The organism is Microvirga sp. TS319 (assembly GCF_041276405.1).
Taxonomy (GTDB): Bacteria; Pseudomonadota; Alphaproteobacteria; order Rhizobiales; family Beijerinckiaceae; genus Microvirga.
The window spans coordinates 2367752-2390350 of sequence record NZ_JBGGGT010000002.1 but is presented as its reverse complement, the minus strand read 5'-3'; the positions used below and the strand labels follow the sequence as shown (position 1 = coordinate 2390350).

The 22599-nt window shown below is 61.5% G+C and carries 26 protein-coding genes and 1 tRNA gene; 14 read left to right on the top strand and 13 right to left on the bottom strand.

Going from position 1 to position 22599, the window contains the following annotated elements:
* Positions 1 to 9: 9 nt before the first annotated feature.
* Together AB8841_RS20610 and AB8841_RS20605 are read left to right on the top strand one after the other, a co-directional pair.
* The gene (locus AB8841_RS20610) at positions 10 to 537 is read left to right on the top strand and encodes a hypothetical protein (RefSeq protein ID WP_370437667.1); all 528 of its coding nucleotides are present in this window, start codon (positions 10 to 12) and stop codon (positions 535 to 537) included.
* Entirely contained in the window at positions 530 to 2275 is a 1746-nt protein-coding gene (locus tag AB8841_RS20605) for a hypothetical protein (protein WP_370437666.1), read from the top strand. The genes AB8841_RS20610 and AB8841_RS20605 overlap by 8 nt, the downstream gene beginning before the upstream one ends.
* 224 nt (positions 2276 to 2499) lie before the next feature.
* Here the strand turns inward: AB8841_RS20605 and AB8841_RS20600 are convergent, their stop codons facing one another.
* From AB8841_RS20600 to AB8841_RS20590, 3 genes are all read right to left on the bottom strand, one after another.
* Positions 2500 to 2724 carry a hypothetical protein gene (locus AB8841_RS20600; RefSeq protein ID WP_370437665.1) on the bottom strand — a complete coding sequence of 75 codons (225 nt, stop codon included), beginning with the start codon at positions 2722 to 2724 and terminating at the stop codon, positions 2500 to 2502.
* A 790-nt stretch (positions 2725 to 3514) separates the two neighbouring features.
* Positions 3515 to 3844, bottom strand: a complete 330-nt coding sequence (locus tag AB8841_RS20595) for a hypothetical protein (RefSeq protein ID WP_370437664.1) — start codon at positions 3842 to 3844, stop codon at positions 3515 to 3517.
* A 92-nt stretch (positions 3845 to 3936) separates the two neighbouring features.
* A complete protein-coding gene (locus tag AB8841_RS20590; protein ID WP_370437663.1) occupies positions 3937 to 4098 on the bottom strand; it encodes a hypothetical protein in 162 nt (53 codons plus the stop codon).
* Positions 4099 to 4509: 411 nt separating this feature from the next.
* Here AB8841_RS20590 and AB8841_RS20585 point away from each other — a divergent pair, with 411 nt between their 5' ends.
* The 7 genes from AB8841_RS20585 to AB8841_RS20555 all read left to right on the top strand — a co-directional run bounded on the left by AB8841_RS20585 (position 4510) and on the right by AB8841_RS20555 (position 9317).
* Complete coding sequence (locus AB8841_RS20585; protein ID WP_370437662.1) at positions 4510 to 5559, top strand: phage tail protein; 1050 nt, start codon at positions 4510 to 4512, stop codon at positions 5557 to 5559.
* A gap of 8 nt (positions 5560 to 5567) precedes the next feature.
* Positions 5568 to 5912, top strand: a complete 345-nt coding sequence (locus AB8841_RS20580) for a hypothetical protein (protein ID WP_370437661.1) — start codon at positions 5568 to 5570, stop codon at positions 5910 to 5912.
* A 3-nt stretch (positions 5913 to 5915) separates the two neighbouring features.
* Entirely contained in the window at positions 5916 to 7376 is a 1461-nt protein-coding gene (locus AB8841_RS20575) for a hypothetical protein (RefSeq protein ID WP_370437660.1), read from the top strand.
* A gap of 89 nt (positions 7377 to 7465) precedes the next feature.
* Positions 7466 to 8014, top strand: a complete 549-nt coding sequence (locus AB8841_RS20570; RefSeq protein WP_370437659.1) for a phage tail tip lysozyme — start codon at positions 7466 to 7468, stop codon at positions 8012 to 8014.
* Positions 8014 to 8391 (top strand): 3TM-type holin, encoded by a 378-nt coding sequence (locus AB8841_RS20565; RefSeq protein WP_370437658.1) that lies wholly within the window; start codon positions 8014 to 8016, stop codon positions 8389 to 8391. Before AB8841_RS20570 ends, AB8841_RS20565 begins: the two co-directional genes overlap by 1 nt.
* The gene (locus AB8841_RS20560) at positions 8388 to 8681 is read left to right on the top strand and encodes a hypothetical protein (RefSeq protein ID WP_370437657.1); all 294 of its coding nucleotides are present in this window, start codon (positions 8388 to 8390) and stop codon (positions 8679 to 8681) included. Before AB8841_RS20565 ends, AB8841_RS20560 begins: the two co-directional genes overlap by 4 nt.
* 288 nt (positions 8682 to 8969) lie before the next feature.
* The gene (locus tag AB8841_RS20555) at positions 8970 to 9317 is read left to right on the top strand and encodes a DUF6378 domain-containing protein (RefSeq protein ID WP_370437656.1); all 348 of its coding nucleotides are present in this window, start codon (positions 8970 to 8972) and stop codon (positions 9315 to 9317) included.
* Positions 9318 to 9438: 121 nt separating this feature from the next.
* Here the strand turns inward: AB8841_RS20555 and AB8841_RS20550 are convergent, their stop codons facing one another.
* Positions 9439 to 9618, bottom strand: coding sequence for a hypothetical protein (locus AB8841_RS20550; RefSeq protein ID WP_370437655.1), 180 nt, complete (start codon positions 9616 to 9618; stop codon positions 9439 to 9441).
* A gap of 207 nt (positions 9619 to 9825) precedes the next feature.
* Positions 9826 to 10020 (bottom strand): hypothetical protein, encoded by a 195-nt coding sequence (locus tag AB8841_RS20545; protein ID WP_370437654.1) that lies wholly within the window; start codon positions 10018 to 10020, stop codon positions 9826 to 9828.
* A 762-nt stretch (positions 10021 to 10782) separates the two neighbouring features.
* On the opposite strand from AB8841_RS20545, the gene AB8841_RS20540 reads away from it, so the two are divergent.
* Both AB8841_RS20540 and AB8841_RS20535 read left to right on the top strand, forming a co-directional pair.
* Positions 10783 to 11079, top strand: a complete 297-nt coding sequence (locus AB8841_RS20540; protein WP_370437653.1) for a hypothetical protein — start codon at positions 10783 to 10785, stop codon at positions 11077 to 11079.
* 481 nt (positions 11080 to 11560) lie between these two features.
* A tRNA-Pro gene (locus AB8841_RS20535) sits at positions 11561 to 11638 on the top strand.
* Positions 11639 to 11708: 70 nt separating this feature from the next.
* Here AB8841_RS20535 and AB8841_RS20530 read toward each other — a convergent pair.
* The gene (locus AB8841_RS20530) at positions 11709 to 11975 is read right to left on the bottom strand and encodes a hypothetical protein (protein WP_370437652.1); all 267 of its coding nucleotides are present in this window, start codon (positions 11973 to 11975) and stop codon (positions 11709 to 11711) included.
* 577 nt (positions 11976 to 12552) lie between these two features.
* Here AB8841_RS20530 and AB8841_RS20525 point away from each other — a divergent pair.
* Positions 12553 to 13044 carry a transcription termination/antitermination protein NusG gene (locus tag AB8841_RS20525; protein WP_370437651.1) on the top strand — a complete coding sequence of 164 codons (492 nt, stop codon included), beginning with the start codon at positions 12553 to 12555 and terminating at the stop codon, positions 13042 to 13044.
* A gap of 404 nt (positions 13045 to 13448) precedes the next feature.
* Here the strand turns inward: AB8841_RS20525 and AB8841_RS20520 are convergent, their stop codons facing one another.
* Positions 13449 to 13745 (bottom strand): hypothetical protein, encoded by a 297-nt coding sequence (locus AB8841_RS20520; protein ID WP_370437650.1) that lies wholly within the window; start codon positions 13743 to 13745, stop codon positions 13449 to 13451.
* Positions 13746 to 14643: 898 nt separating this feature from the next.
* The gene (locus AB8841_RS20515; RefSeq protein ID WP_370437649.1) at positions 14644 to 14868 is read right to left on the bottom strand and encodes a hypothetical protein; all 225 of its coding nucleotides are present in this window, start codon (positions 14866 to 14868) and stop codon (positions 14644 to 14646) included.
* A gap of 84 nt (positions 14869 to 14952) precedes the next feature.
* On the opposite strand from AB8841_RS20515, the gene AB8841_RS20510 reads away from it, so the two are divergent.
* Positions 14953 to 15282, top strand: a complete 330-nt coding sequence (locus AB8841_RS20510; RefSeq protein ID WP_370437648.1) for an HNH endonuclease — start codon at positions 14953 to 14955, stop codon at positions 15280 to 15282.
* Positions 15283 to 15830: 548 nt separating this feature from the next.
* Here the strand turns inward: AB8841_RS20510 and AB8841_RS20505 are convergent.
* Together AB8841_RS20505 and AB8841_RS20500 are read right to left on the bottom strand one after the other, a co-directional pair.
* On the bottom strand, positions 15831 to 16097 hold the full coding sequence (locus tag AB8841_RS20505; protein ID WP_370437647.1) for a hypothetical protein: 267 nt from the start codon (positions 16095 to 16097) through the stop codon (positions 15831 to 15833).
* Positions 16098 to 16839: 742 nt separating this feature from the next.
* The gene (locus tag AB8841_RS20500; RefSeq protein ID WP_370437646.1) at positions 16840 to 16995 is read right to left on the bottom strand and encodes a DUF1127 domain-containing protein; all 156 of its coding nucleotides are present in this window, start codon (positions 16993 to 16995) and stop codon (positions 16840 to 16842) included.
* A gap of 669 nt (positions 16996 to 17664) precedes the next feature.
* Between AB8841_RS20500 and AB8841_RS20495 the strand changes: the two genes are divergently transcribed.
* Entirely contained in the window at positions 17665 to 18804 is a 1140-nt protein-coding gene (locus tag AB8841_RS20495) for a diguanylate cyclase (RefSeq protein WP_370437645.1), read from the top strand.
* Between the two features lie 141 nt (positions 18805 to 18945).
* Here the strand turns inward: AB8841_RS20495 and AB8841_RS20490 are convergent, their stop codons facing one another.
* The 3 genes from AB8841_RS20490 to AB8841_RS20480 are packed head-to-tail and all read right to left on the bottom strand — an operon-like array spanning position 18946 to position 22597.
* Positions 18946 to 20679, bottom strand: a complete 1734-nt coding sequence (locus tag AB8841_RS20490) for a GMC family oxidoreductase (protein ID WP_370437644.1) — start codon at positions 20677 to 20679, stop codon at positions 18946 to 18948.
* Positions 20680 to 20728: 49 nt separating this feature from the next.
* Positions 20729 to 21484: an SDR family oxidoreductase gene (locus AB8841_RS20485; RefSeq protein WP_370437643.1), complete on the bottom strand. Its 756-nt coding sequence runs from the start codon at positions 21482 to 21484 to the stop codon at positions 20729 to 20731.
* A 24-nt stretch (positions 21485 to 21508) separates the two neighbouring features.
* A complete protein-coding gene (locus AB8841_RS20480; RefSeq protein ID WP_370437642.1) occupies positions 21509 to 22597 on the bottom strand; it encodes a mandelate racemase/muconate lactonizing enzyme family protein in 1089 nt (362 codons plus the stop codon).
* Positions 22598 to 22599: the final 2 nt, after the last annotated feature.

Sequence of the window (22599 nt, the reverse complement as noted above, 5' to 3'; positions counted from 1 at the left end):
CGGAACGAGATGGCAAATCAGGAGCGTGCTGTAGCCGACTTGAACGCCTCTCTCGACAACTACAACGCTCTCGTGAAGCGATATGGCGCAGAGGCGCTGAATACGGAGGGCAAGGCCAGGCTCAATGCTGCCTATACCGATGCCATCCTGAAAATGAAGGAAGTCGCGGACCTCGGTGTTCGGAGCGGTCCCGACCTGGAAGTGATGCGGAGGCAGCTTGAGAGCGCGGCTCTCCATGGGTGGGAGGTTCTAAACCCCCTCACCCAATGGGGGATCGAAGGTCGCGTCAATGGACAGGTGGACGAGATTAAGAAATCCGCCAATCGACACCTGGAGAACACGCGTCGGTCCTATGGTGGGAGTGTTCAGCAGCCCGATCCGCGGCCTGCACACCAGCACCAACCGCCGCCGCAACTGAGCGCGCCCCCGCCGATGGCTGTCGAGTTTCTGAAGCAGAACCCGGCCCTACAGCAACAGTTCGACGAAAAGTACGGCCCCGGCGCAGCGGAAAGGGCCCTGGGAATCCCACATGCCTAACCCATTCGACCAGTTCGACGCTCCTGCACAGGCCCCAGCGGCTCCGGTGTCGGGCGGCAATCCTTTCGACCAGTTCGACGGGGTTCCGGCTTCTGTGTCTGCCGTCGCAGCGCCGTGGCCCTCCCAGCCGGAAGATAAGTCGTACACGGGGAAAATCCTTCCGTTCAGCGTAGATGCAAACGGCGAAAAGCACCTCGACTTCGACGCTGGAATCACCGGCTCACTGATGCGGGCGATTACAACGCCGCGCGATGTTTATGAGGGAAAAATCGACCTCAACACGCCTGAAGGTCAGGATCGTGCGATAGAGACGGCGATGATGGGCGTAACTGGGCACCCTTCAGGTATTTCGCGGCTCGCGCCCTCAACGGGCGCTTCGGCTATTGAGGTAGCCCCCAAGGTTGCTACTTCTCCCACTTCCAAGTTCATCAATCCGGAGGTGGTTGCTGCAGCCAAAAACCTCGATATCGACGTTCCCGTAGGCATCGCGACCGATAGCCGAGTGGTACAAGCCGCAACCCAAGTGGCTCGCCAGGTCCCTATCGGCGGCTCGATCATTGAGAAGTCTTCCGATAACTTCCTAGGTGGGCTCAGGGGGGCGGTGGATGAGGCGGCTGCCTCGGCAGGTGGCGGGAATGCCGGCAACAAGACCACCGCCGGTAGTAATCTCCGAACGGCTGTAGAGAAAGCTGTCGAGCGGAACCGAAGCGCACGGGCGGAATCCTACGAGGTTCTGCGAGGCGTGATCGATGCCGGCAAACCCGTCTCGGTTACCGAGGATTTGGCCGGGTCGCTCAACTCAATCATGCAATCCCGTGTTGCGGCGGGAGAGGGGACTCTGCCGAAGGATTTGGCGCCGCTGGCGGAGCTGGCCACCAATCCGAACGGCGCAACGTTCAATGGCCTCCAGCGAGCCCGCACGACCCTTGCGGAGCGCATCGACTTTGAGGAATCGCAGGGCTTCAACGCAGGTGATCTGAAGGCCGCCTACGGTGCCGTCACGCGAGCGATGGAGAGCGCAGTCCAACAATCGGCTCTCAAGGACCCAGCGAGTGCCCTGAAGCGGTTCCAGGCTGCGGACGCCGAGCTCGGCAGGCTTGCCGAGACCAACAAAGGCTTGCGGCAAGTCCTGCGCTCACAATCCGATGAGGCTTTAGCTGATAAGGTGATCGGCATGGCCGCCCAGGGCGGAAGGGCCAACATCCGTCAATTGCAGCTCTTGCAACAGGAGTTGGGTGACGAAGCCTTCAACGATCTTTCGTCCGTCATGATCGGTCGGATGGGATATGGGCCGTCCGGCGGCGAGTTCTCATTCGCCCATCTCGTGAGCAACTGGAACAAGCTCTCTCCTGAAGGCAAAGCCTACCTCTTCCGCGATCAGGGCATCCGCAAGCGCCTGGACGACATCATGACCCTAGCACGGCCGGCTAAGGAGGCCGAGGGCAAGTTCGTGAACAAGTCGAACACGGGTCGCGTTGTAGTGACAGGCGGCTTAGCTCTGGGAACTATGGGCGAATTCTTCACGGGCCTCGGTGCCGCCATAGGCGGCGTGGCGTTCGGCAAGCTCCTATCGACCCCCGTGACCAGCCCACTGTTCCATCGCTGGACTAGATTAGCGAGCGAGATGAAGGTCAATCCGACGCCCCAAAAGGCAGCGGCTCTGGAGACTCTGTCCGGTCGTTTAGCAGAGGCGGCGGAAAGGGCGGGCATCGACCTGCCAGCGGACGCTCTTCACTAGCGGCCAGTAATGGCGCTCAGAACGAGCGCTCCACCGCCCAAGAAAAGCATAAAGCAGCTCATCAATCCGAGATAACGCCCCTTTATGCTTCTGGTTAGAAAGTCTCCGACCCCAACCGCCTCAGCATAATGATACTGCTCTATGGCAAACCATAAGCCGCCTCCAATAAGGACAAGGCCGAATATGAGGCAGGCCATGCGGCGTGACAGACTCATTTCGTCTGCTCAACCAAGGACACCATCATGAACACGACGATCCCCAACCCTCTCGGTGACGGGAATACCCGCCGCTTCGACCTGTGCCTGGGACCCGATGGCGTTGATCGCGTCGATGGGCGGGCGATCCCACTTCGTGACGACACTGCTGGCCACGTTGACCACGGCAGGACGGTCGTTTCCATCCGTGATCTTCAAAATGTAGGCGTGCACCTGGGTGGGGCTGAAATCCATCTGATCGTCGAATAGTGCGAATTGGAATCCGGCTCGGCTCGAGGCTGTGGATCCGTTGCCTCCCTGCGCCGTAATTCTGCCCTGGTGACATCAGGTCGTATGCGATGAAGAGATCGTAGGCCATTCCCCCTCCCAGTCGACGCAACTTAATCACGATTCTTCCGGGAGTCGAGAGGGGAGAGTTCGGGCTCCTCTCCAGAGCGGATCAATTCCCGCCGCTTCCCCGATCGGCGGCCCTGCCGCCACACCGGAACCTCGCTGACGCGGATCATTGCTGATCTCGAGGGCGTTCGTCTGCGTCGGCAATTCGCCAAGGAACCAACTACGGGGGCGAAGGCGCAAGCGCTGGCCTTGAGGCTGACATATCTCGGGCGTGCGGCCAGCAACTCGGGCAACCTTCCGGCACAATCCACTCAGGAGACGGCTACCCAGATAGGTCAGTAGGATGGACAATCCGAGGCTTAGGCTCGGTACTATCAACCGCCCGGCCAAGTCACCTTTCTTTGTTGTCATATCCCAAAGGATGAGACTTGTGGGGGCGAACCAGAAGACCAGCAAAAGAAGGCGTCCGTAAATTGGGGAAGCTCGAAACACCCTGTTGCACCAATCATATGAGTTGGTGATGATCGCAGTGAGGAATGCGACGAAGATCACACTTACAAGGAGGTGTTCGCCAAGATGATTATCCCGATTGCCTTCGTGCATTCCTATGGTGAGCCAGATGACAAGGCTGCCTTGTGCGATCATCCAAACCAGACGGCTCATCATTGGCCCCTGCCGAATTGCGCTGTCAAACCAATGCAGCGACGCTAGTAATTAAGACGGCGCCAAGCCCAGCTAAAACTCCGCTGGCTGGAAGAGTGGCAACCCATAGTAGGACTTGATTGAATCCAATCCAGTCTGTGGGATAAAAAGGCATGATCGCCTCGGCTATAGTTATCGGCGTCCATATGCCGGTTTTGAGCCAGAACCCAACTTGCAAGATGGGAAGCAAAACGCCAAGGCCGAGAGCCGCCCAGGCCAAAAACATCACAGTGTCCTGCGTCCCCCTCTTGATGCGTACTTCAAGTCTCGGCTTGGGCTGCTGTTTGAGCCATTCTTTGTAGGCGTCCTGGCTCATTCCTGCTCTTCTGTACAACCTGGATATTGTAACTTTATCACTATTTGTTCGCGAGTCGAGCGGGGAGGGTCCGGCGCCCTCCCCGGAGCGGATCAATTCCCGCCGCTTCTCCGGTCGGCGGCCCTGCCGCCACACCGGGAGCCGTCGCTGGCCCGGTCATACGAATGCTGGCACGGACCGGCCTGGGCAGGAGTGGGTTGCGCAACGTAAATACCGGCCACGATCAGCGCGAAGGCGAGGATTTGCTTCATCATCGGTTGTCCCTCCTAACGGACGGTTGCAACAATATCATGATACAACCATGAGTCGAGTGGAGGGCGCAACCGGTCCGCGGGAGGCTGCTTGGCCTTGAGCCGGGCATCCACGTCTTGACGGCTCATCCGCGCCGAAGACGTGGATAGCCTTAAACCACGTGCGGCCATGACGGGAGAGGCTGGACGGGCGAGCCAGGACGAAGGGAGCGGCATTGATCTTCAGGAGTGCCAAGATCCCAGGCGTGCTAGGCCGCCTGTCTGGCCGATGCTCTATACCATCGAGCGCGAACGGCACCCTCAAGGATGCTGGGCTGCCAAAGGCCTTCTAAATCGATCGTGAGCCGCCTCCGGGCGGCTTTTTCTTTACCCCAGGCTCGCTTTCAGCGGGCGCTTTTCATTTGGAGAAACCGAATGACCGCAGTTCCGGCTCCGATCTCGGGGCTTCCCCGCTTCAAGCACGGGCAGGTGCAATACGGTGCGAAGGCCTATGTCTTCGAGGCCGGAACCACGACGCCCAAGCTCGCCTACAAGGACCCGAATTTCAGCCAGGAGCACACGCATCCCGTGGCGGTGGACGGGGAGGGGAACTTCCCGGCGATTTATGTGGGCGAGGGGAATTACGACATCCGCATCGTGGACGGCGCGGGCGCGGTGATCGGCTCGCTGAACCAGCTTCAAGGGGCCGTCACCGAGGAGGCCGAGCCCCCGCCTGACCCGGAGGAGGTGGACGCCACGAAGCTCCACCAGACCGGCGACATGAAGATCCGGTACGACTCGGGCGTTCTCCAGGGTTGGGTGCGGGCGAACGGGCGCAGCATCGGCTCGTCGTCCTCCGGCGCATCGGAGCGCGCCAATGCGGATAGCCAGGCCTTGTTCCTCCATCTGTGGGCCAAGGATCCGAACCTGACCGTTCTCCCGTCCCGCGGCGTGTCCGCCGCCGCGGACTGGGCCGCCAACAAGACGATCGCGCTGCCGGATTTTCGGGGCCGCGCCCTCGTCGGCCTGGACGATATGGGCAACACGGCGGCGGGGCTTCTCACTGGCGTGACCTTCACGTCGGGCAGCGCGACGACCCTGGGGTCGAAGGCCGGCGCATCGACCGTCACGCTCACGACCGCGCAAATCCCCGGCCACACGCACACGGCAACGTCCGCTTCCGCCGGCGGGCACAATCATACGGTCACGGGTACGACCAACACCACGGGCAACCACAGCCACACCTACACGCGGCCTCCAGGCGCGCAGGAACACCCATCCGGCACGAATGCCGGCTTGGAAACCCGTGGAAACAACACGACGGCCAACACCGGGACGGACGGCGCTCACGCGCACAGCGTCAGCGGCTCGACCAACACCACGGGCGCCCACACGCACAGCATCACTGTGGAGCCGGCCGGCGGCGGCGAAGCGCATAGCAACCTTCAGCCGTCCTTCCTCGTCAGCCTCTACATCAAGCTCTAGGACCTCGCATGTTCACAGGCCACCTACCGCCCATCTGGCAGAGCCGCACATGGGTCGGCACCTTCAGACTGACCCACAAGGACGATCACGGCGTCAGTCGGTCCATCCCTCGTGACGAGCTGGAGGACGTCACCTTCAGGGGCGGGCTTTACGAGCCGGGTTGCTCCGGCCCGGTCGTCACCGCTCGAACGTCGTCCGGCATCGAGGTCGTGTCCGACGGCGTCGTCGAATGGCGCATGGAGGCATCGGCGACCGCCAATCTCCGTCCTGGCGTCTACGTTCTCAAGCTCGATGTCTCGAACGGAACGACCGTCGAGCCCCTGTTCGAAGTCAATATCCCTGTGAGGTGCTAGATCATGGCGCTCTTTCCTTCCGCCCCCGGGGGCGTTCAAATCGAGGTGCTGCCGCGCTGGCCCGGCAAGATCGTCGCCACGGGCGGCATCAAGGCGACCGCGACCGGCGGCACGGTCACCATCGAAAGCGACATTCCTTCTCTCGTCGAGGTGACGCCCGCCGACAACGAGGGGCGCTTCGTCCACGTCTGGAACGAGGCGGCTGACACGAACGAGCGCGTCGAGCTCGTCAACCTTCCGACCCATAGCCAGTCATGGAACGAGCTGACCGACAAGCCGGCCGAATTTCCGCCGGAGGCTCATACGCATCCGTCTACGGACATTTCCGACAGCACGCCCGTTGGACGCGCCGTTCTCACGGCCGCCAGTGCAACCGCGGCAAGGTCCGCGATTGGTGCGGCAGCCGCGAGCCATACGCATCCGGCTTCGCAGATTTCGGACAGCACGAGCGTCGGGCGGGCGCTTGTGACGGCACTGGATGCGGCGGCGGCACGATCCGCGATCGCTGCGGCAGCGGAAAACCACACCCATACGGCTTCGCAGGTGATGGATTTCTCCGAGGCCGTGGACGATCGGGTGGCGGCGCTGCTCCAGCCGGGCCGAGGAATCGCCCTCACGTATGACGATGGCTCCAATACCTTGACCGTCACCAATACGGCCACCATTCCCTCGACCGATACGGGGAACCGGCTCATCAATGGCGACTTCCGCATCTGTCAGCGTGGCACGGGAACCGCCGCCGACAATACCTACGGCTTCGATCGGTGGTATATCCTCTCCGAGAGCGGCGGCATCGCCTACAGCCAGCCGGCGGGCGGCGGTGGCAAGTTCATGAACACGACCGGCTCTGTGCAAAAGCTCGGCGTCGCCCAAGTCATCGAAAGCGCGAATCTTCAGGATCTTGCATCGCAGGCCGTGACGCTCAGCGGGAGAATAAGCGGCCTCGACGGAACGAACCGCCTGAACTGGGCGATCTTGTCAGGAGCCACCGGAGACTTCATTTCGGACTGGTGGCTCCCGAACCAGGGGGTGATCTTCGGCAGCGGCGTGACCGTGATTGCTCAGGGTCCCATAGAAGAGGATCCGTTCTCAAAAACGGCGATCCTTCCGCCGAGCTTAGGAAACATCACGGTTTTTCTATGGGTCGATGTTCCTTCGACTCCCTTTACACAGTTCACGCTTTCCAAAATCAAGATGGAAAGAGGCTCGACGGCGACCGAGTTCGCGCAGCGTCCGTATGGGCAAGAGTTGGCTCTTTGCTATCGGTACTACCAAACGCTCTCTGTCGTCGTTGATACGCCGTCCGCCTTCGGCACACTGGCGCTTCCCATTCAGATGAGAACCACGCCCGCCATCGCCGGGGGCGGCCCAGGCTTCACCGCCGTCACCAACGACGGGAAAGTGCTGAATGCGCATCAAACGACGCGAGCGATTCAAAATCTTGTCTTGAACGCCGAGCTCTAGCGCATCGTCGCGAGAACGATGCGCTAGCCCTTCGTCGAATATCAAACACGAGCCGCCGCAGGGCGGCATTTTTTTAAGGACAACTGACAGTGACGGACATCTTCCGGACGAAAGCGCCGAAGGTGATGGCCGATCTCATGCGCGACTTTCCGCTGGATGCGGATGACGCGGCGGCCATCCTCGGCAATCTGGGTCACGAATGCAGCGGCTTCCGCAGCCTTCAGGAGCGCGAGCCCTTGGTGAAGGGCTCCCGCGGCGGCTACGGATGGTCGCAATGGACCGGGCCGCGCCGCAGGGCCTATGAGGCGTTCTGCACGGCGCTCGCCCTGGATCCGGCCTCCGACAGGGCGAATTACGGTTTTCTCCTCGAGGAACTGAAAGGCTCCGAGAAAAGGGCCGTTCCCGCCGTGAAGCAGGCGAGCGGCTTGCGCGACAAGGTCATTGCCTTCGAGAAGGCGTTCCTCAGGGCCGGCATCAAGCACTACGACAGTCGCCTGAAGTGGGCCGAGGAGGCGTTGAGAGCCTGGGCGGACCATGTCCCGCAGCCTCCCGACATCGAACCCATCGATCCCCCGAAAACCTCACGGCTCGGCGCTCTGCTCCGGGCCTTTTTTATTGCCATGAGAAGGAGGTCGTGATGGCCGCAGGAGCAGCAATCGGCGCAATCGTCAGCGAGGTCATCGCTCCCGTCATTCTGGATGCGCTGAAGACGGATACGACCGGCACGAGCCCGGATGAGATCAAGACCACGGCGGAAGAGCGAACCCGGCAGATCGCCATCAATCTGGCCGACGCCCAATCCGAGACCTGGTTCCAGAAGGGCTGGCGGCCCTTCGTGGGTTGGGTGTGCGGCTTCGGGCTCCTGGCCTCGTGGGCGGGAGTGCCGTTCGGCCTGCACATGATCCCGCCGGATCAGCTCTATCCGCTTCTCTACGGGCTTCTTGGGCTTGGCGGCTATCGGTCGGCCGAGAGGGTCATCCCGGCCGTGGTCGGTCGGATGAAGGTTCGCTCATGAGCGACGACACGGGCCTGACCGCCTTCAAGGTCGAATTCGCGGAGTTCAGGGGCGAGTTGAGGACAGAGTTCAAGAACCTCGCCCGTGACGTGCGCAACCTGACGCAGAAGATGGACGAGCAATCCGTCCACTTCGTGCCCCGCAAGGAGATCGAGCAGATGAATGCCGCCGTCGACGGCAGGGTCTCCAGTCTGGAGGACAGCCGGACATGGCTTGTCCGCTGGATCGTCGGCGCCTGGCTGGCAGGGATCGCCACCGTCATGACGTTCTTCAGCAAGCTTCCCCATTAGCGCATCGCGCGAAACAGTGGACCCGGCTTTTGGCTCAAACGATGCGCCGCTCCATGGGGGGAGCATCACTCTCGTCATGCCCGGCTCGGGGCCGGGCATCCACGTCTTTGTGGCGCAGTGGTTCCCGAAGATGTGGATGGCCGTAAACCAAGTGCGGCCATGACGATGAATGGTTGCTGCATCGGACGTGACATCGAGCCCGCATCCGATGCTCTCGAACGACATCATTGCAGCGGGGCAGGTTCCTGTCCGTGCCTTTTCGCTGCTGCCTTCAGGAATGGGATGATCATGATGTTCACACCGGCGACCGCCATTGCGTCGAGCGCTGCCGACCTGATCGGCGGGGATCGCGCCAAGACCCACGGCGACGCGCTCGAAACCTTCTCCCGAACAGCGTCGCTCTTCAATGGAATTCTCACGGCGGCCGGGATCGCGACCAGCCGCCCGCTGGATGCCCATGACGTCTGCAATCTCCTGGAGGGCCTGAAGATCGCCCGGCGCTATTCGGGATCGTTCAACATCGACGATTATATCGACGGCGCGGGATATGCCGCCTGCGCCGGGGAGGTCCGGCAGCGGCTCACGGCTCTTCGAAAATCCGATCCGCCCCGATCGACTGCCTCTGACCCTCCGTGATGGCTTGACCGGAGGAAGCCCGGCCCGTGTCGCGAGCAGCGCATCGCTTGAACGAAAAACCGGGTCTCCTTTTTTCGCACGATGCACGAGCCTTAGCACGGGCGTGAATTATCGGGCGGCGTCATGGAACACGCCGCGGCGGCATGGGCAGATGCTTGAAGGTGTAGCCAAGCACGGCATTGGTGATCGTCGGCCGACTGACCCCATAGTCGCGAGCGAGCTTGGTGAATTCTCTTTCGCCTGCGGCATAGCGAAGCCGAGCCTCAAGGACCTGCTCCGTTGTCAGCTTCTCCCGTTTCATGCCTCTGCCCGACTCCCTGAGAACGAATAGGGAACATGTCTGGCAATGGCGCAGGAGTCCAGAACCTATCCATTTCGATAGTGTTACGCGGTGAAGAACGGGGATAAGCTGGTCATGCGCCGCCTGCGCTATGCTGTCCTGGAGCGGACGTCCTGCAGCGTCTCCATGGTTGCCTCGATCTCCCCGGCAGCCTTCGGCCTTCGGCCCTCAGATGCGGATCACGCCGCGGTCGATGGTCTTCCCATCGGCGTCCTTCCGGCCGTTGAGGAAGGCGTCCCGCTGCTCCTTGCTCATCTTCAGGACGGTACGGGCTTCGGTCTGGATCCGCCATTCCTCGGACGAGGTGCTGACGGGCTCGCCGGTGAGCTCGGAGAAGGCGGTGTTGTCACGGGTGTCGGTCATGCCCTGCCTATGGCAGGGAAGGGTGAAGAGAGGGTTGAAGATCGTCGGAGACAGGAGGGGCCAATCTGCAGAGGCGGGCCAGGATCTCACCTTACTGTAATCGTAATACTGTCTCCATATAGATTTAATACTTCGGTCCCTTTCTTGGTCGCTTTGAAACGAATGGCGCGAGCTGGCACGACGCCCCCACAAGCGCGACTAGCGCGTGTGCCAGCCCCACCATCAGAGAATGTGCCGAGCTGAGTCGGCGGCAAAGTTGGGATGGTATTTGCCCAGCTCGGAGCCGGGCTTCCGCATGCTTGAGGACGATTGCCGTGGATAATGGCCGACTGCCCAACCTTGAGTGCGACGTTCGGGTTGGTCGCAATGTTTTGTGCGACTGCCGGTATCGCAGCCACGACGGCAATGGCGAGAGCGCCTGCACCAAGTAACATTTTCGTAGTTGCCTCCCTAAACCTTGGCAGGAGGGATACTATGCGAGATCAAAACTGGACTGCCTGGGAATTTTGGCGAAATCGTCATAATTCTAAATGCTTAACGGGAGGAAACGAGGCATCGGGGTGTTCCCTCTCATCCAGAGCAAGGGGAGAGGTGAGGGCGGAATGCTCGATGCGATTTTGCGAAGGCTTTTTATGGAACTCAAGAATTTCAGGTCGTTGCGTCAAGAGTTGTGCCTCGTGTGAACGGATAAACGGAAATCTAGGAACGCGGCTTATCTGGAGCGGGTTTATTGCAGGGGCTCTTCGTAGCAGGAGAACCGATATGCTTGGTCGCATCTTCCTTGGCTCAACCCTCGCTCTCATCTTGGTCAGTCCTGGGTTTGCAGGGCCATGCACCGACCGCATTGCCGAGTTGGAGAAGTCCGTCACAGCACGGCAGGAAGGGGCCGGACCTGCCACGACAGGTTCAACTCCGACAACGACCGGCACTCCGGCAGCCGCCAATCAAAACATGCAAATGATCCAACAGGCAAAGCAGCTTGATACGCAGGGCAAGGAAGCCGAGTGCATGGACATGGTCAAAAAGATCAGCACCACGGCTCCGCCAGTGACCAAATAGGAGGGGCAACGGCCTTCTCAGTAGTTTGTGGACCAGACGGGAAACCCGCTGGCTCGCCGCGAGGGCCGTTGCGAATTTCCGATAGCGGGCCTTATGGAACCGATGATGGTGATGCCGCTCTCCAAGCCGTGAGAGGGGCAGGAAGGCTTTCGGGGTAGATGTCATCTTCGATCTCTTCGCAGCTGATACCTTCCCCGCCGCAGGTGTCGCACTCGTCCCGATCGTCTTCCTCGGGCCCAAGGTCGGGCCCAAGGGCGACTGGCACGCCGCGCAGACGGGGCCGAAGGATGTGCGGATGATGGAGCTCATCCCATCCTCCCGATAGCGAGAGGGGCGGGAACAAGCCCAGAACGCAGGTTCGGGACTTTTTCGGGACTTTGCGTCCCGAACCGTGCCGTTCGGTCCGCTTGCCGTCCGAACCTGAATTTTGGGGTTGCGTCCGGGGGTCGAAATCGCTAGATGATCCAAGCCGTTGAGGCGTCGGAGCGTAGCGCAGCCCGGTTAGCGCACTAGTCTGGGGGACTAGGGGTCGGAGGTTCAAATCCTCTCGCTCCGACCATTATATTCCAAGAACTTACGGGCATCTTGGGTTCTCACTCCAACCTTCAGTTTGCAAATCAGTTTGCAGATTATGCGCCGGTTTTGTTCCGGCGGTGCTCGTCGAGCTTGGCGATGGCTGATCCTGCCAGAGTGCGAGTCCGGGCTAAATATCGATCCAAAATCTTCTGTGCATGAGCTTGGGTGTGGCCGGTGATGGTCGCGATCTCGCACCGTGGGTCAGCCTCGGCTAACATTGTAACGGCCGTTCCTCGCAAATCGTGAAAATGCAGGTCTGCCTTCAGGCCGGTCTTGCTGTAGGTGTCCCGCCAGGCCTGTTTGAAGCATCCCTTGTCCATGCCGTCCCGTCCGACCGGGTGAGGATCTGGATGGCTCGGCGAGGCAGGGCGTCCAGCGTCTCCTTCAGGGCCCGGGTGCACGGGATATAGACGTGCCGGCAGGTCTTGCCCTGGCGGAGGCTGATGGCCTTCCCGCCATAAGCCGACCAGGGCAGGGCCAAAAGGTCGCCTTGGCTCTGCCCGATGTGGATGGCGTGGGCAAGCGCCACCGTTAGCTCCTCAGGCGCTACCTCGTTGAATGCTTCACGTGCTCCGGGAGCCAGATCTGCTCGGCGCGATTTGACGAATAGGCCCGCTCGAAGGTCGTATGGATGATCCGCACCTTAAGGCGCCCCTCATGTCTGCCCCGCATAAGCTGGAGGCCTCCAGAGCAGCCGAGAGGTCCGTGACAAAGGCAGAAAGAAGGAGTGCAGCTTCACGCCACAGCCAACGGATAACAGCAGCATGACCAATCTCCCCGCCTTCAGCTGTCTGCCGACATCGGACAGGTTCACTACCTCCGATCTCTCATCATCGATCGTCCGCCTCCGGAGACGTTCGAAGGCTGCGCCTGGTTCGTGGTCGTCTGCAATCCCAAATGCGAACGGCGGCGCAGCTGGGCTTCCGTCGTGCCGGATCTCAGACCCATCTCCCCCAGACCAAGCGCTGGGTCGTGCATGCCCGCAAGAAGGAGGAACGGGAGAACCCGCTCTTCCCGCGGTATCTCTTCATTGGCCTCCGCCCGGATCAGGACTTCTACAAGCTCCGTGGCGGAGAAGGGGTTGTCAGGGATGGCTATGGGGTGCCTGCACGCATCCCAGCGCCCGAGGATTCGCCGCATCCCATGGCGCGGCTGCTCGAGCGGGACTCGGCCGGCGAGTTCGACTTTACCCGCCTGCCGGATGTCGGCCCGCAGTATACGCCCGGAGAGACGGTGCGCCTGACCGCAGGAGCCTTCACCGACCTTCAGGCTCGTGTCGGCTCCATGCTCTCAAAGGGCAGGGTTGAAGTGCTGCTCGACTTCATCGGCACGGGCACGAAGGTGCAGATGAAGGCGACGGAGTTGCAGCGGCTGCAAGGGGCAGAGTGAGTGGATAACCTTGCCGAATCTTGCCGCGGTTGAACCATTGCGCTAGAAATAAGTTCTTAAAGCACTCTCGGTGATTTTCACCCGGATTTCGTTAGCTTTGAAAGACGCGCCAAACGGGCTTTGTATGTCCTAGCGAGAAGTACGATGTCCCGGTCTCGGCGAAAGACTCCGATCATTGGCATAACGACGGCTCCGAGTGACAAGCCGTTCAAGGTTGCTGAGCACCGACGTGAGAGATCTGCCATTCGAGCGGCCCTTGCTGCTGAGCGTGATGTCGGGCCCAGGAAGGCCTTCGGAAATCCCTGGAAGGCGCCAAAGGATGGGCATACTTGGGTTGGTACGGCCAGGCCCCATCTTTTGCGCAAATAGCGCTCGCTACTGAGAGTTAAATTCCCGCCGCCCGGTCATTCTGAGGCGGCTTTTTGCTGCTTGGCGCTCTCAATATGCGAACGAGTTTTCGCGCGTGACCAATCGCTTACCCTGTTCCTGAACATTCGCCCCCAATAGACTACCTCACCGGCAACGAGCATGAGTGCAAACCCTTTGGCTGCGTCCTGCCAGCTTTCGAGCTTGTTGTATTCCAAGATTGCAAGGCCAACGGCGACGAGAACGCAGAACACTCGATACCATCTCAGGAACATCGCAAAGCCTAATGCTGTTAGAATGCTGCCCCGGCGAGATGATCGCGCGGGGGGTTCCATGTCGACATCTCTCAAAGGGAGCCATTCATCGTCTTCTCAACAGGATGTATGTGAGAAACAGGGACGCCACACCTCCCAGGCCGAACAAGCCAACGGTTGAGATGAAGTAAAGCGTCCGGAAGAATGGCTTGCAGACGGCTTCGCGGGTGAACCATCTTACTGAGGAGGGGTCACAAGTCTCGGGAAGGATCCAGCATGCAAAGAGCAGGGCCCCGAAGCAGATCGCGCTGAATAGGGCAAGGACGAACGCTGGCACATTCGGATAGGCGCGAAGTTTCATTCCTCTGTGCCTTAGTGAGACAACTGATTTGGCCCCACAACTTACGCTGAAACCGAACGCTCGCAAGTCCGATATTCGAGACGATGGCGTCGTCATGGTAGAGATCAGTCCTGGTCTCTACGTGAAAGAGAGCGCGGCTGAGGGGCTCGGCCTGTTGAGGTAAATACATTCATCACGCTACTATGGGTCCAAACAATCTGTATGGGCCCGAGTATGCCTGAACCGCGGGATGAAACGGACGGAACGCCCGGGTGGGCAAGGCGCTTCTGTGATCGTGAGGAGGGGTTCATAAGGCACGTCCGCCGCCTCCTGCTTTTCTTGATCTTGCCGGTCTTCGGCGCATACCAACTCGTACTTGCGATCACTGAGCATCGAGTGTGGACTCCAGACACCGACTGACTGAATGGATTGATCTAGAGAGTGAACCTAGCCGGTTCTGGTTATGGATTTTGGCTTCGTTGATTGTGATCGTTATCCCGATAGCATTGGCAGTGGTTGCAAAGACTCGGCCGCCACTATGGAGAAGCATCAAGAAAGTGATGAAACTTTAGTCTGATAACAGTCCCAACCTCTATGTAGAGGAGAGCATGGACGAGAGGCTGGGGCTGCTGAGATAGCCTACCAAGGCTGATCGCCATCCTTTGGCAAGTGTGGGAAATCTGGCCGCTTAAGAAGTTGCGCCAGCTCTTTGGGCCAGATCTGCTCCCCGTTAGCGCGAATGACCCGCAGGTTCCGGTTCGTGTCCCATCGTTCGGCTGCTTCCCAGAGCAGGGCCTCGCCGCGAGAGTAAAGTGTTCCGTTGATGAGTTCTAATAGTCTGGCCCGCTCGGTGAGATCAAACATCTCGTTTCTCCTTGGATCTAGGAGAGACTGAATTACTCCCCTGTCGGGGTAGAGCGGCATTACGTCGGAATGCCGCAGGCCTAAATGCCCACGCCCCTAGACCATAGAGCCCGCAAAAGGGAATACGACCAGCGCAGAGGAAGCGCTCGAGAGAGAGGCTATAACTCCCGCTGGGAGAAAGCCCGCAAGACCTACCTAATGCGCAATCCCCTGTGCGTCATGTGCAAGCGGGAAGGGCGAGTAACCCCGGCTGCCGTGGTCGACCACATCATCCCGCATAAGGGAGACACTGCTCTCTTCTGGGATACCGAGAACAATCGGCAGGCCCTCTGCAAGCCCCATCACGACAGGGACAAGCAGAGCGAAGAGCGCGGCAGGTTCCAGGCAGTGGGTGAGGATGGGTGGCCGATTTGATCCAACTGCGGGTCGGATAGATCAAGTCGCAGGATTGAGCGCTTCGAGTTCTGGAAACGGCTCTATATCGGCGTTGCAGTCCCGGTTCCTTTGTGACTCTGTCGTAATTTTAAGGCCGCCGATCTCGTCACTCACTTTGACGCCGGTTCGGAACTCTTGATACAGGATCAATGCCTCGAGCTTACCGTCAACACAGTAAACCGTATATCTTTCACCTGTGGCCTGGTCTCTCAAAGACCTCGGAGGGCTAATCCGCGTGTCAAAGAGCTTCTTACGGTATCCGATCCAACCAGGTGAACCCGACCAGACGGCACGAGCAATGAGCGCTCGTGCATTCGGGTCGGTATGGTGAGCGGGAACAGGTACAAGCGTATTGCCGGCAGTCACACAACCGGCGAGAGTAACAGTAGCGAAGAGCAATCCAGCCACTGTAGATAGACGTAACAAAGTCATTCAAGGCTCCAGCGATCGGGCCTAGGAAGCATGGGTGGGAGGAGGAAGAAAGTCCAGTGTCCTCCCAACCTGGACCGGCGACAGCCGGGCCCGCTTTATCCCTTCCTCGAGCGAGCCTCCTGGAGCCGCTCCATGGTCGCCTTGATTCCCTCGGCGGCCTTCTGCCCCCGAATGGCGATCACGCCGCGGTCGACGGTTTTCCCATCGGCATCCTTCCGGCCGTTGAAGAAGGCGTCCCGCTGCTCCTTGCTCATCTTCAGGACGGTACGGGCTTCGGTCTCGATCCGCCATTCCTCGGACCAGGTGCTGACGGGCTGTCCGGTGAGCTCGGAGATGGCGGTGTTGTCACGGGTGTCGGTCATGCCCTGCCTATCGCAGGCAAGGGTGAAGAGAGGGTTAGAGCATCGGACGTGACAAGTGGATTTGCACTTTTGGGAGTGAATCCGATGCTCCCTTCTTCGACGAGCGCATCGTTTGAGCGGACCCGAAAGGCCGCGCCAGCGAATACCGGGTCCACTTTTCGCTCGCGCGGCCCGCTGGGTCCGCACGACGCGCTAGAGCAAGCATTCTGATCCCGTCAGAATGCTTGCTCTTTCTCTTTGGCGAAGCATCGTTTTTCGCGAAGAACCGGTTCCCACTTCTTCGCACGATGCTCTAGGGATACAGGTAAAAAGAAGCGCCCCTCATATGGGGGCGCTGAGTTGCCGATCCCTAGGGGCAAACCAAGACCGGGGATATGGATAAGCTCCAGCGTGCCGGGTTGTTCAGATGTGACGCTCACTCTTTCGGGGGAGCCATTCCATCCTTTCAGCCTCGACCGGAAGGGTGGCAAGGGTGCGGATCTCGCCGCAGCCCCAGCGTCGCACGTGACAGCGAACTCACATCCGATGCGCTGTTCGATAAGGGGAGCATCGAATTGATCCCATAAGTGGTACCCACATTTGGGTTTATGCTCCAGGTTTCTGGTCTTGTGCATCTTTCCACGCAAAACCGGTTCCCGCTTCCTGCGTTCGATGTTCTGTTGCGTGAATACGCCTTGGGGCCCATAAACGACAAACGCCCGCCGAGAGGCGGGCGAGGGCGTTTGCTGCAGTGCAGAGAGTTTTAGGCAGCAGCGGCCTGGCGAGCGACCGTTTCGATCTCGAAACGGGCGATACCGAAATCGCTGAGCTCGCGATCCGAGAGAGCCGACAGCTCATTGACCGTGGCGCGATAGCGGAAATAGGCCTGGATCTTGGCGAGGATGAGTGAAACGAACATTGGGAGCTCCTGTGAGTTTGCCTGCCATTTCGGCGATGGCCTGTGTTCTTGCCTTGCAATGCAGCAATACGCCCACGCGGCGCACAAAAGGAGCGCTCATTCCGAAGGCCAGATATGCGGCGACATCATACCAAAGTATAATGACGTCTCAGGTGCTGCCGTCGGGCTCAGGTGACAGGGGGGATCATCCATTCTCTCCCTGCCGGAAGATTGGTTCGGGCCTCCGGATTTGCCGCCGTGGCGGCTCCGGGAAGAACAGGGAGGTGCCCGAGCAAGCCCGCCGGCGACAGTCGCAGGTCGATAGGGGTGGGCTGTCCGGTCAAGCTTCGTGTCGTGTCGGTTATGGACTGCCTTTCCTACGGGACACGAGGCTACAGCGGCGGACGGGAAATCGAACTCACGTCTGACGTTGTAGCGAAACCTTAGGTTGCAGTTGCCGAATCTGCCACCGTCTCCGGGCAGCCACTGGAAGGTGTCCTTAGGGAGAGATCAAGGTGTGCTGACAGTCGGGGTCAATAACTGCCGCTTTTGGTCCCGTAAAACAGCTTTGCTAGTCAGATCTTAATCCTGTAGCGGCAACATTTCCGTTGCGTCATGCGGAGCGGACGGTCGTACACCGGACGGTCGTGATTGGGGGGCGCGGGATCCACAGACGCGTGAAGGCGGTCCATGGTAGACACGACGAGAACATTCAGCTTGCCGAAGTGGCGGTTCACGCGCTGGCTGGCCGACCCGGGCAAGGATGTCCCGACCGCGATCCGCCACGCCCTGATCTCGAACCTGTTCGGGACGTTGCCGATCTTCATCGGAGGCGTCGCCAATACGATTCTGGTATCGGCCGTCATCGCCCTGCGCAAACCCGAGCCGCTGTTCCTGGCCTGGTTCGGGCTCGAGGTCCTGCTCGGGATCGTGCGGACCTGGGTGATCCTGATCGCCTATCGGGGCGCGGCGCGGCAGCAGGAGACGCCGACGGATCTGTATCTCCTTCTCGCGCTCGCCTGGGCCTTTGGCGTCGGCGCCGGGGCCTTCATCAGCCTGCTGAGCGGAGACTGGGTCGTGGCGGCGCTGGCATGCCTCTCGGCGGCCGCCATGATGGGCGGGATCTGTTTCAGGAATTTCGCCGCGCAACGGCTGGCGACGGCCATGATCGTGCTGAGCTTCGGGCCGGCCTGTCTCGGTGCGTTGCTGTCGGGCGAGCCGATCATGTTGCTGAGCGGTCTGCAGATCCCGTTCTATCTCTACGCCATGAGCAAGGCGGTCTACCGGCTCAACGGGATGCTCGTTTCCACCATGCGGGCCGAGCGCGACAACGACCATTGGGCGCGGCACGACATGCTCACGGGGCTCGCCAACCGGCGCTCCCTGGTGGAGCTCAACGAAAGCGCGGCGGAGCAGGCCGTCGTGCTCGTGCTGATGGACATCGATCATTTCAAGGCGGTGAACGATACCTACGGCCACCAGGTCGGCGACTCCGTTCTCCAGGCCGTCGGAAAGATCATCGCCGGACATCTGACGCCCTATGGCGCGGTCGGCCGCTTCGGGGGCGAGGAGTTCGCGCTGATCGCGTCGACCGGCTCCGTCGACGAGCTTCTTCCCGCCCTCGGTGAGCTGCTGGCCATCATGGAGAAGACGCCCATCGTTGCCGCGAAGGCGACGGTCCGGTTGACCCTGTCCGTCGGCGTTGCCGTGCGTGGGGCCTTCGAGCCGTTCGACCCGGCCTATGCCGCGGCCGACGAGGCGCTCTACCGCGCCAAGCGGGCCGGCCGCAACCGGATCCAGGTGGCCGAGCGGGTCAAGGTCGCCGGGTAAAGCGTCGGACGCGGGAAGTGGGATCCACTTTTTCGCACGATGCGCTGACGAGGCCGAGAGGACCGCTCCAGGGTCAGCTCAGGCTAGAGCATCGGACCCAAAAGTGGACTCCACTTTTGGGATCGGATCCGATGCTCCAGCCTAGAAGAGCGCATCGTTTGAGCGGAAAACCGGATCCACTTTTCCGCACGATGCGCTAGCGACGCTCATGTCGCCCTGCTCGGACAGGCGCGGGCCGAACTGGGCCGTGGTGAGCGTGGGACGCCCGGTGATCAGCTCCGCGCAGCGGCTTCCGAGCATCATCGCCGGAGCGTTGGTGTTGCCCGCGTTGATGTTCGGCATCGCCGAGAGATCGCAGACCCGCAGGTTGTCGATGCCGCGCACGCGCAGCCGCGCGTCGAGCACCGCCATGGGATCGCTGGACGTGCCCATCCGGCAGGTGCCGCTCGGATGATAGTTGGTCTTCACGAAGCGGCGGCAATGCTTCATGAGCGCCTCGTCGCTGAGATCGTCCGGATCGGGGATCGCGATGCGCGCGATCCTGTCCGAAAGCGGGCTCGTCCGGAAGGCCCGCAGGAAGAAGCGCTGCCCGTCGATCATGGTGCGGGCATCCGCCGGGTCCTTGAGCAGATTGGGCGAGACGAGGGGCATGTCGTCCGGATCGGCCGAGCGGAGGCGGACGAACCCGCGGGATTTCGGCTTCACCACCACCGTGGTGATCGTCACGCCGTAGGTGTCCTGGACGAGGCCGAGCGTATCGCGGTCGAGATAGACGATCGGCACGCAGAAGGCCTGTATCGTCGGCTCGCCGTCGGGGTCCACCGGGTTCACGAAAGCGCCGGCCTCCACGCCGGCGGACAGGATGGGACCGCTTTTGAACAGCCTGAAATGAAGGCCGTTGAGCAGCATCCGCCAGCCGACGCCCTGCTTGTAATAGCCGTGGGGGCCGTTCGCCACTGCGATCATCGGAACCTCGGGATGGTCGATCAGGTTCTCGCCGACGCCCGGGAGATCGGCGATGCACGTGATCCCATGCTCCTTCAGGCGATCGGCCGGGCCGATGCCCGAGAGCATGAGCAACTGGGGCGTCACGAGCGAGCCCGAGGCCATGATGATCTCGCCGTCGGCATGGACCCGATGATCGGTGCCCTTGGAATCGCGGTAGGTGACGCCGACGGCGCGGCCGTTCTCGATCTCGATCCTGCGCACGCGCGATTGCAGGCGGATCACGAGATTGGGATTGTCGGCGAGCGGCGCGAGAAAGGCGTAGGCCGCGCTGCTGCGTTTGCCGCGCCGGTTCATGAACTGGTAGAAGCCGACGCCGCGCTGCGTCGGGCCGTTGAAATCGGGATTGAACGGCTCGCCCAAGGCCTGCATGGATTGCACGAACCAGCGCGACAGGTCGTTGATGTGCCCGGGATCGGAGACGAGCAGGGGGCCATCCGCCCCGTGCAGGTCGTTGTAGAAGCGGTTGTTGCCCTCCATGGTGCGGAAGTGCGGCAGCACGTCGGCCCAGCCCCAGCCCGGATAGTCGTTCTCGCCGCGCAGAAGCTCGTGCCATTCGTCGTAGTCGGAGGGTCGTCCGCGCATGTAGACCTGAGCGTTGACCGACGAGCCGCCGCCCAGGACGTTGGCCTGCGGAATGTCGTGCACGCGCCCGTCGAGATGCTCCTGCGGCACCGTGTGGTGATAGCGCATGTACTTGCTGCCGTTGATCATCTTGAAGATCCCCGGCGGCATGTCGAGGAGCGGATGGCGGTGCGAATAGCCGCCTTCCAGCAGCAGCACGCGGGCGCCCTCGTTGACCAGCCGGGCCGCCGCGACCGACCCTGAAGAGCCCCCGCCGACGACGATATGGTCGAAACGCTCTTTCATGCCTGAACCCTTTTCTGCCATTCCCATGCGCGGTCGGGATGTCCCTCGATCAGCCTGTCCAGCCGCCGTCGATGATGTGAAGCTGTCCGGTCGTGTAGGCGGCGGCGTCGCTGGCGAGATAGACGACGAGAGCCGCGATTTCCTCCGGCGTGCCGAGCCGCCCCATGGGCTGGCGGGCGATGAAGGCGGCGCGCGCGGTCTCGTAATCCCCCTGGGCGCGCATGCGCTCGTGGAGCGACGGCGTCTCGACCGTGCCGGGACAGATGGCGTTGCAGCGCACGCCCGCCGTGACGTAATCGGCCGCGATGGAGCGGGTGAGCCCCGCCACCGCCGCCTTGGTGGCGCAATAGGCGGCGCGGTTCGCCACGCCTTTGACGGCGCCTGCGACGGAACTCATGTTGACGATCGATCCCGAGCCCCGCTCCACCATGGCGGGCAGATAGGCGCGGATCATGCGGAACATGGCCGTGACGTTGAGGTCCATGGAGAAGTCCCAGGCCTCGTCGTCGCAGGCGAGCAGGGGACCCTGATGCACGGTTCCGGCGCAGTTGAACAGGATCTCGACCGGCCCCGTGCGCTCATGGACCGCCGCGATGGAAGCGCGGTCGCGGACGTCGAGGCGCAGCGGCGTGATGACGGGGCGCTCCTCGGCCAGGGAAGCGAGCGCCTCCTCGTTGATGTCGGTCGCGAAGACCGCCGCGCCCGCGTCGGCGAGGGCGAGCGCCGATGCGCGGCCGATGCCTTGCGCGGCCGCCGTCACCAGGGCGGTCTTTCCGGCCAGAAGGGTGTCTGAGAATGGGTTCATGGCGAGCGTTTCCCAATGCGGGTGTCAGGCTTTGATCCGTTCGAGACCGTGCCAGTCGAAGGCGATGCCGTGGCCCGGACGGTTCGGCGCGAGGGCGTTGCCGTCCCGGATCTCGAGCGGCTCGGCGATATACCGCTCGAGCCCGAAGCCGTGGGCCTCGAGATAGGAGCGGTTGGGGCAGGCGGCGAGAAGATGGACGGTCACGTCGTGCGCTCCGTGGCTCGTGACCGGCAGGTTGAAGGCCTCCGCAAGGTGGGCGATCTTCATGAACGGCGTGACGCCGCCGCAATTGGTGACGTCGGGCTCCGGATAGGTGACGCCGCCGCCCGCGACATAGAGCCTGAACTCCCACAAGCTGCGCAGGTTTTCGCCAGCGGCGATGGGCAGCCCGCCCTCGCGGACGATGCGGGCATGGCCCGCCGGGTCGTCCGGGATGGTGGGCTCCTCCAGCCAGGTGAGGTCGAAGGGCTGAAAGGCGCGGGCCGCCCGGATGGCTCCGTCGACGCTCCATTTCATGTTGGCGTCCGCCATGAGAGGGAACCCTTCCCCGAGATGCTCGCGCATCGCTTTGACGCGCTCCACGTCCTCGAACAGGTTCGCGCGGCCGACCTTCATCTTGATGGCCCGAAAACCCTTGCCGAGGTTGCCGTCGGTCTGACGCAGCAGATCGTCGAGAGGCAGGTCGAGATCGATGCCGCCCGCGTAGCAGGGCACCTTCGGATCATACCCGCCGAGGGCCTTCCAGAGCGGGAGGCCGGCGCGCCGGGCCTTGAGATCCCACAAGGCCATGTCGAAGGCGGAGATCGCCAGAACCGTCGGCCCGCCCCGTCCGCCGTAATGGAGCGCCCACCACGCCTTGTGCCAGAGCCGTTCGATCTCGTCGGCCTCCTCGCCGTCCATGATCTCCGGAAGCTCCCGGGTCAGGACCGCGTCGATGGCGGCTCCGTTGCGCCCGACCGTGAAGGTGTAGCCCACGCCCTCGGCGCCGTCCGAGTCGCGGATGCGGATGGTGTTGAGCTCGAAGGCCCGCATCTCGCCGTGCATGGAATCCGTCAGGACGGTGGGCAGCGGAATGCGGTAGAAACCGGTTTCGATGGACGTCATCCGAGGCATGG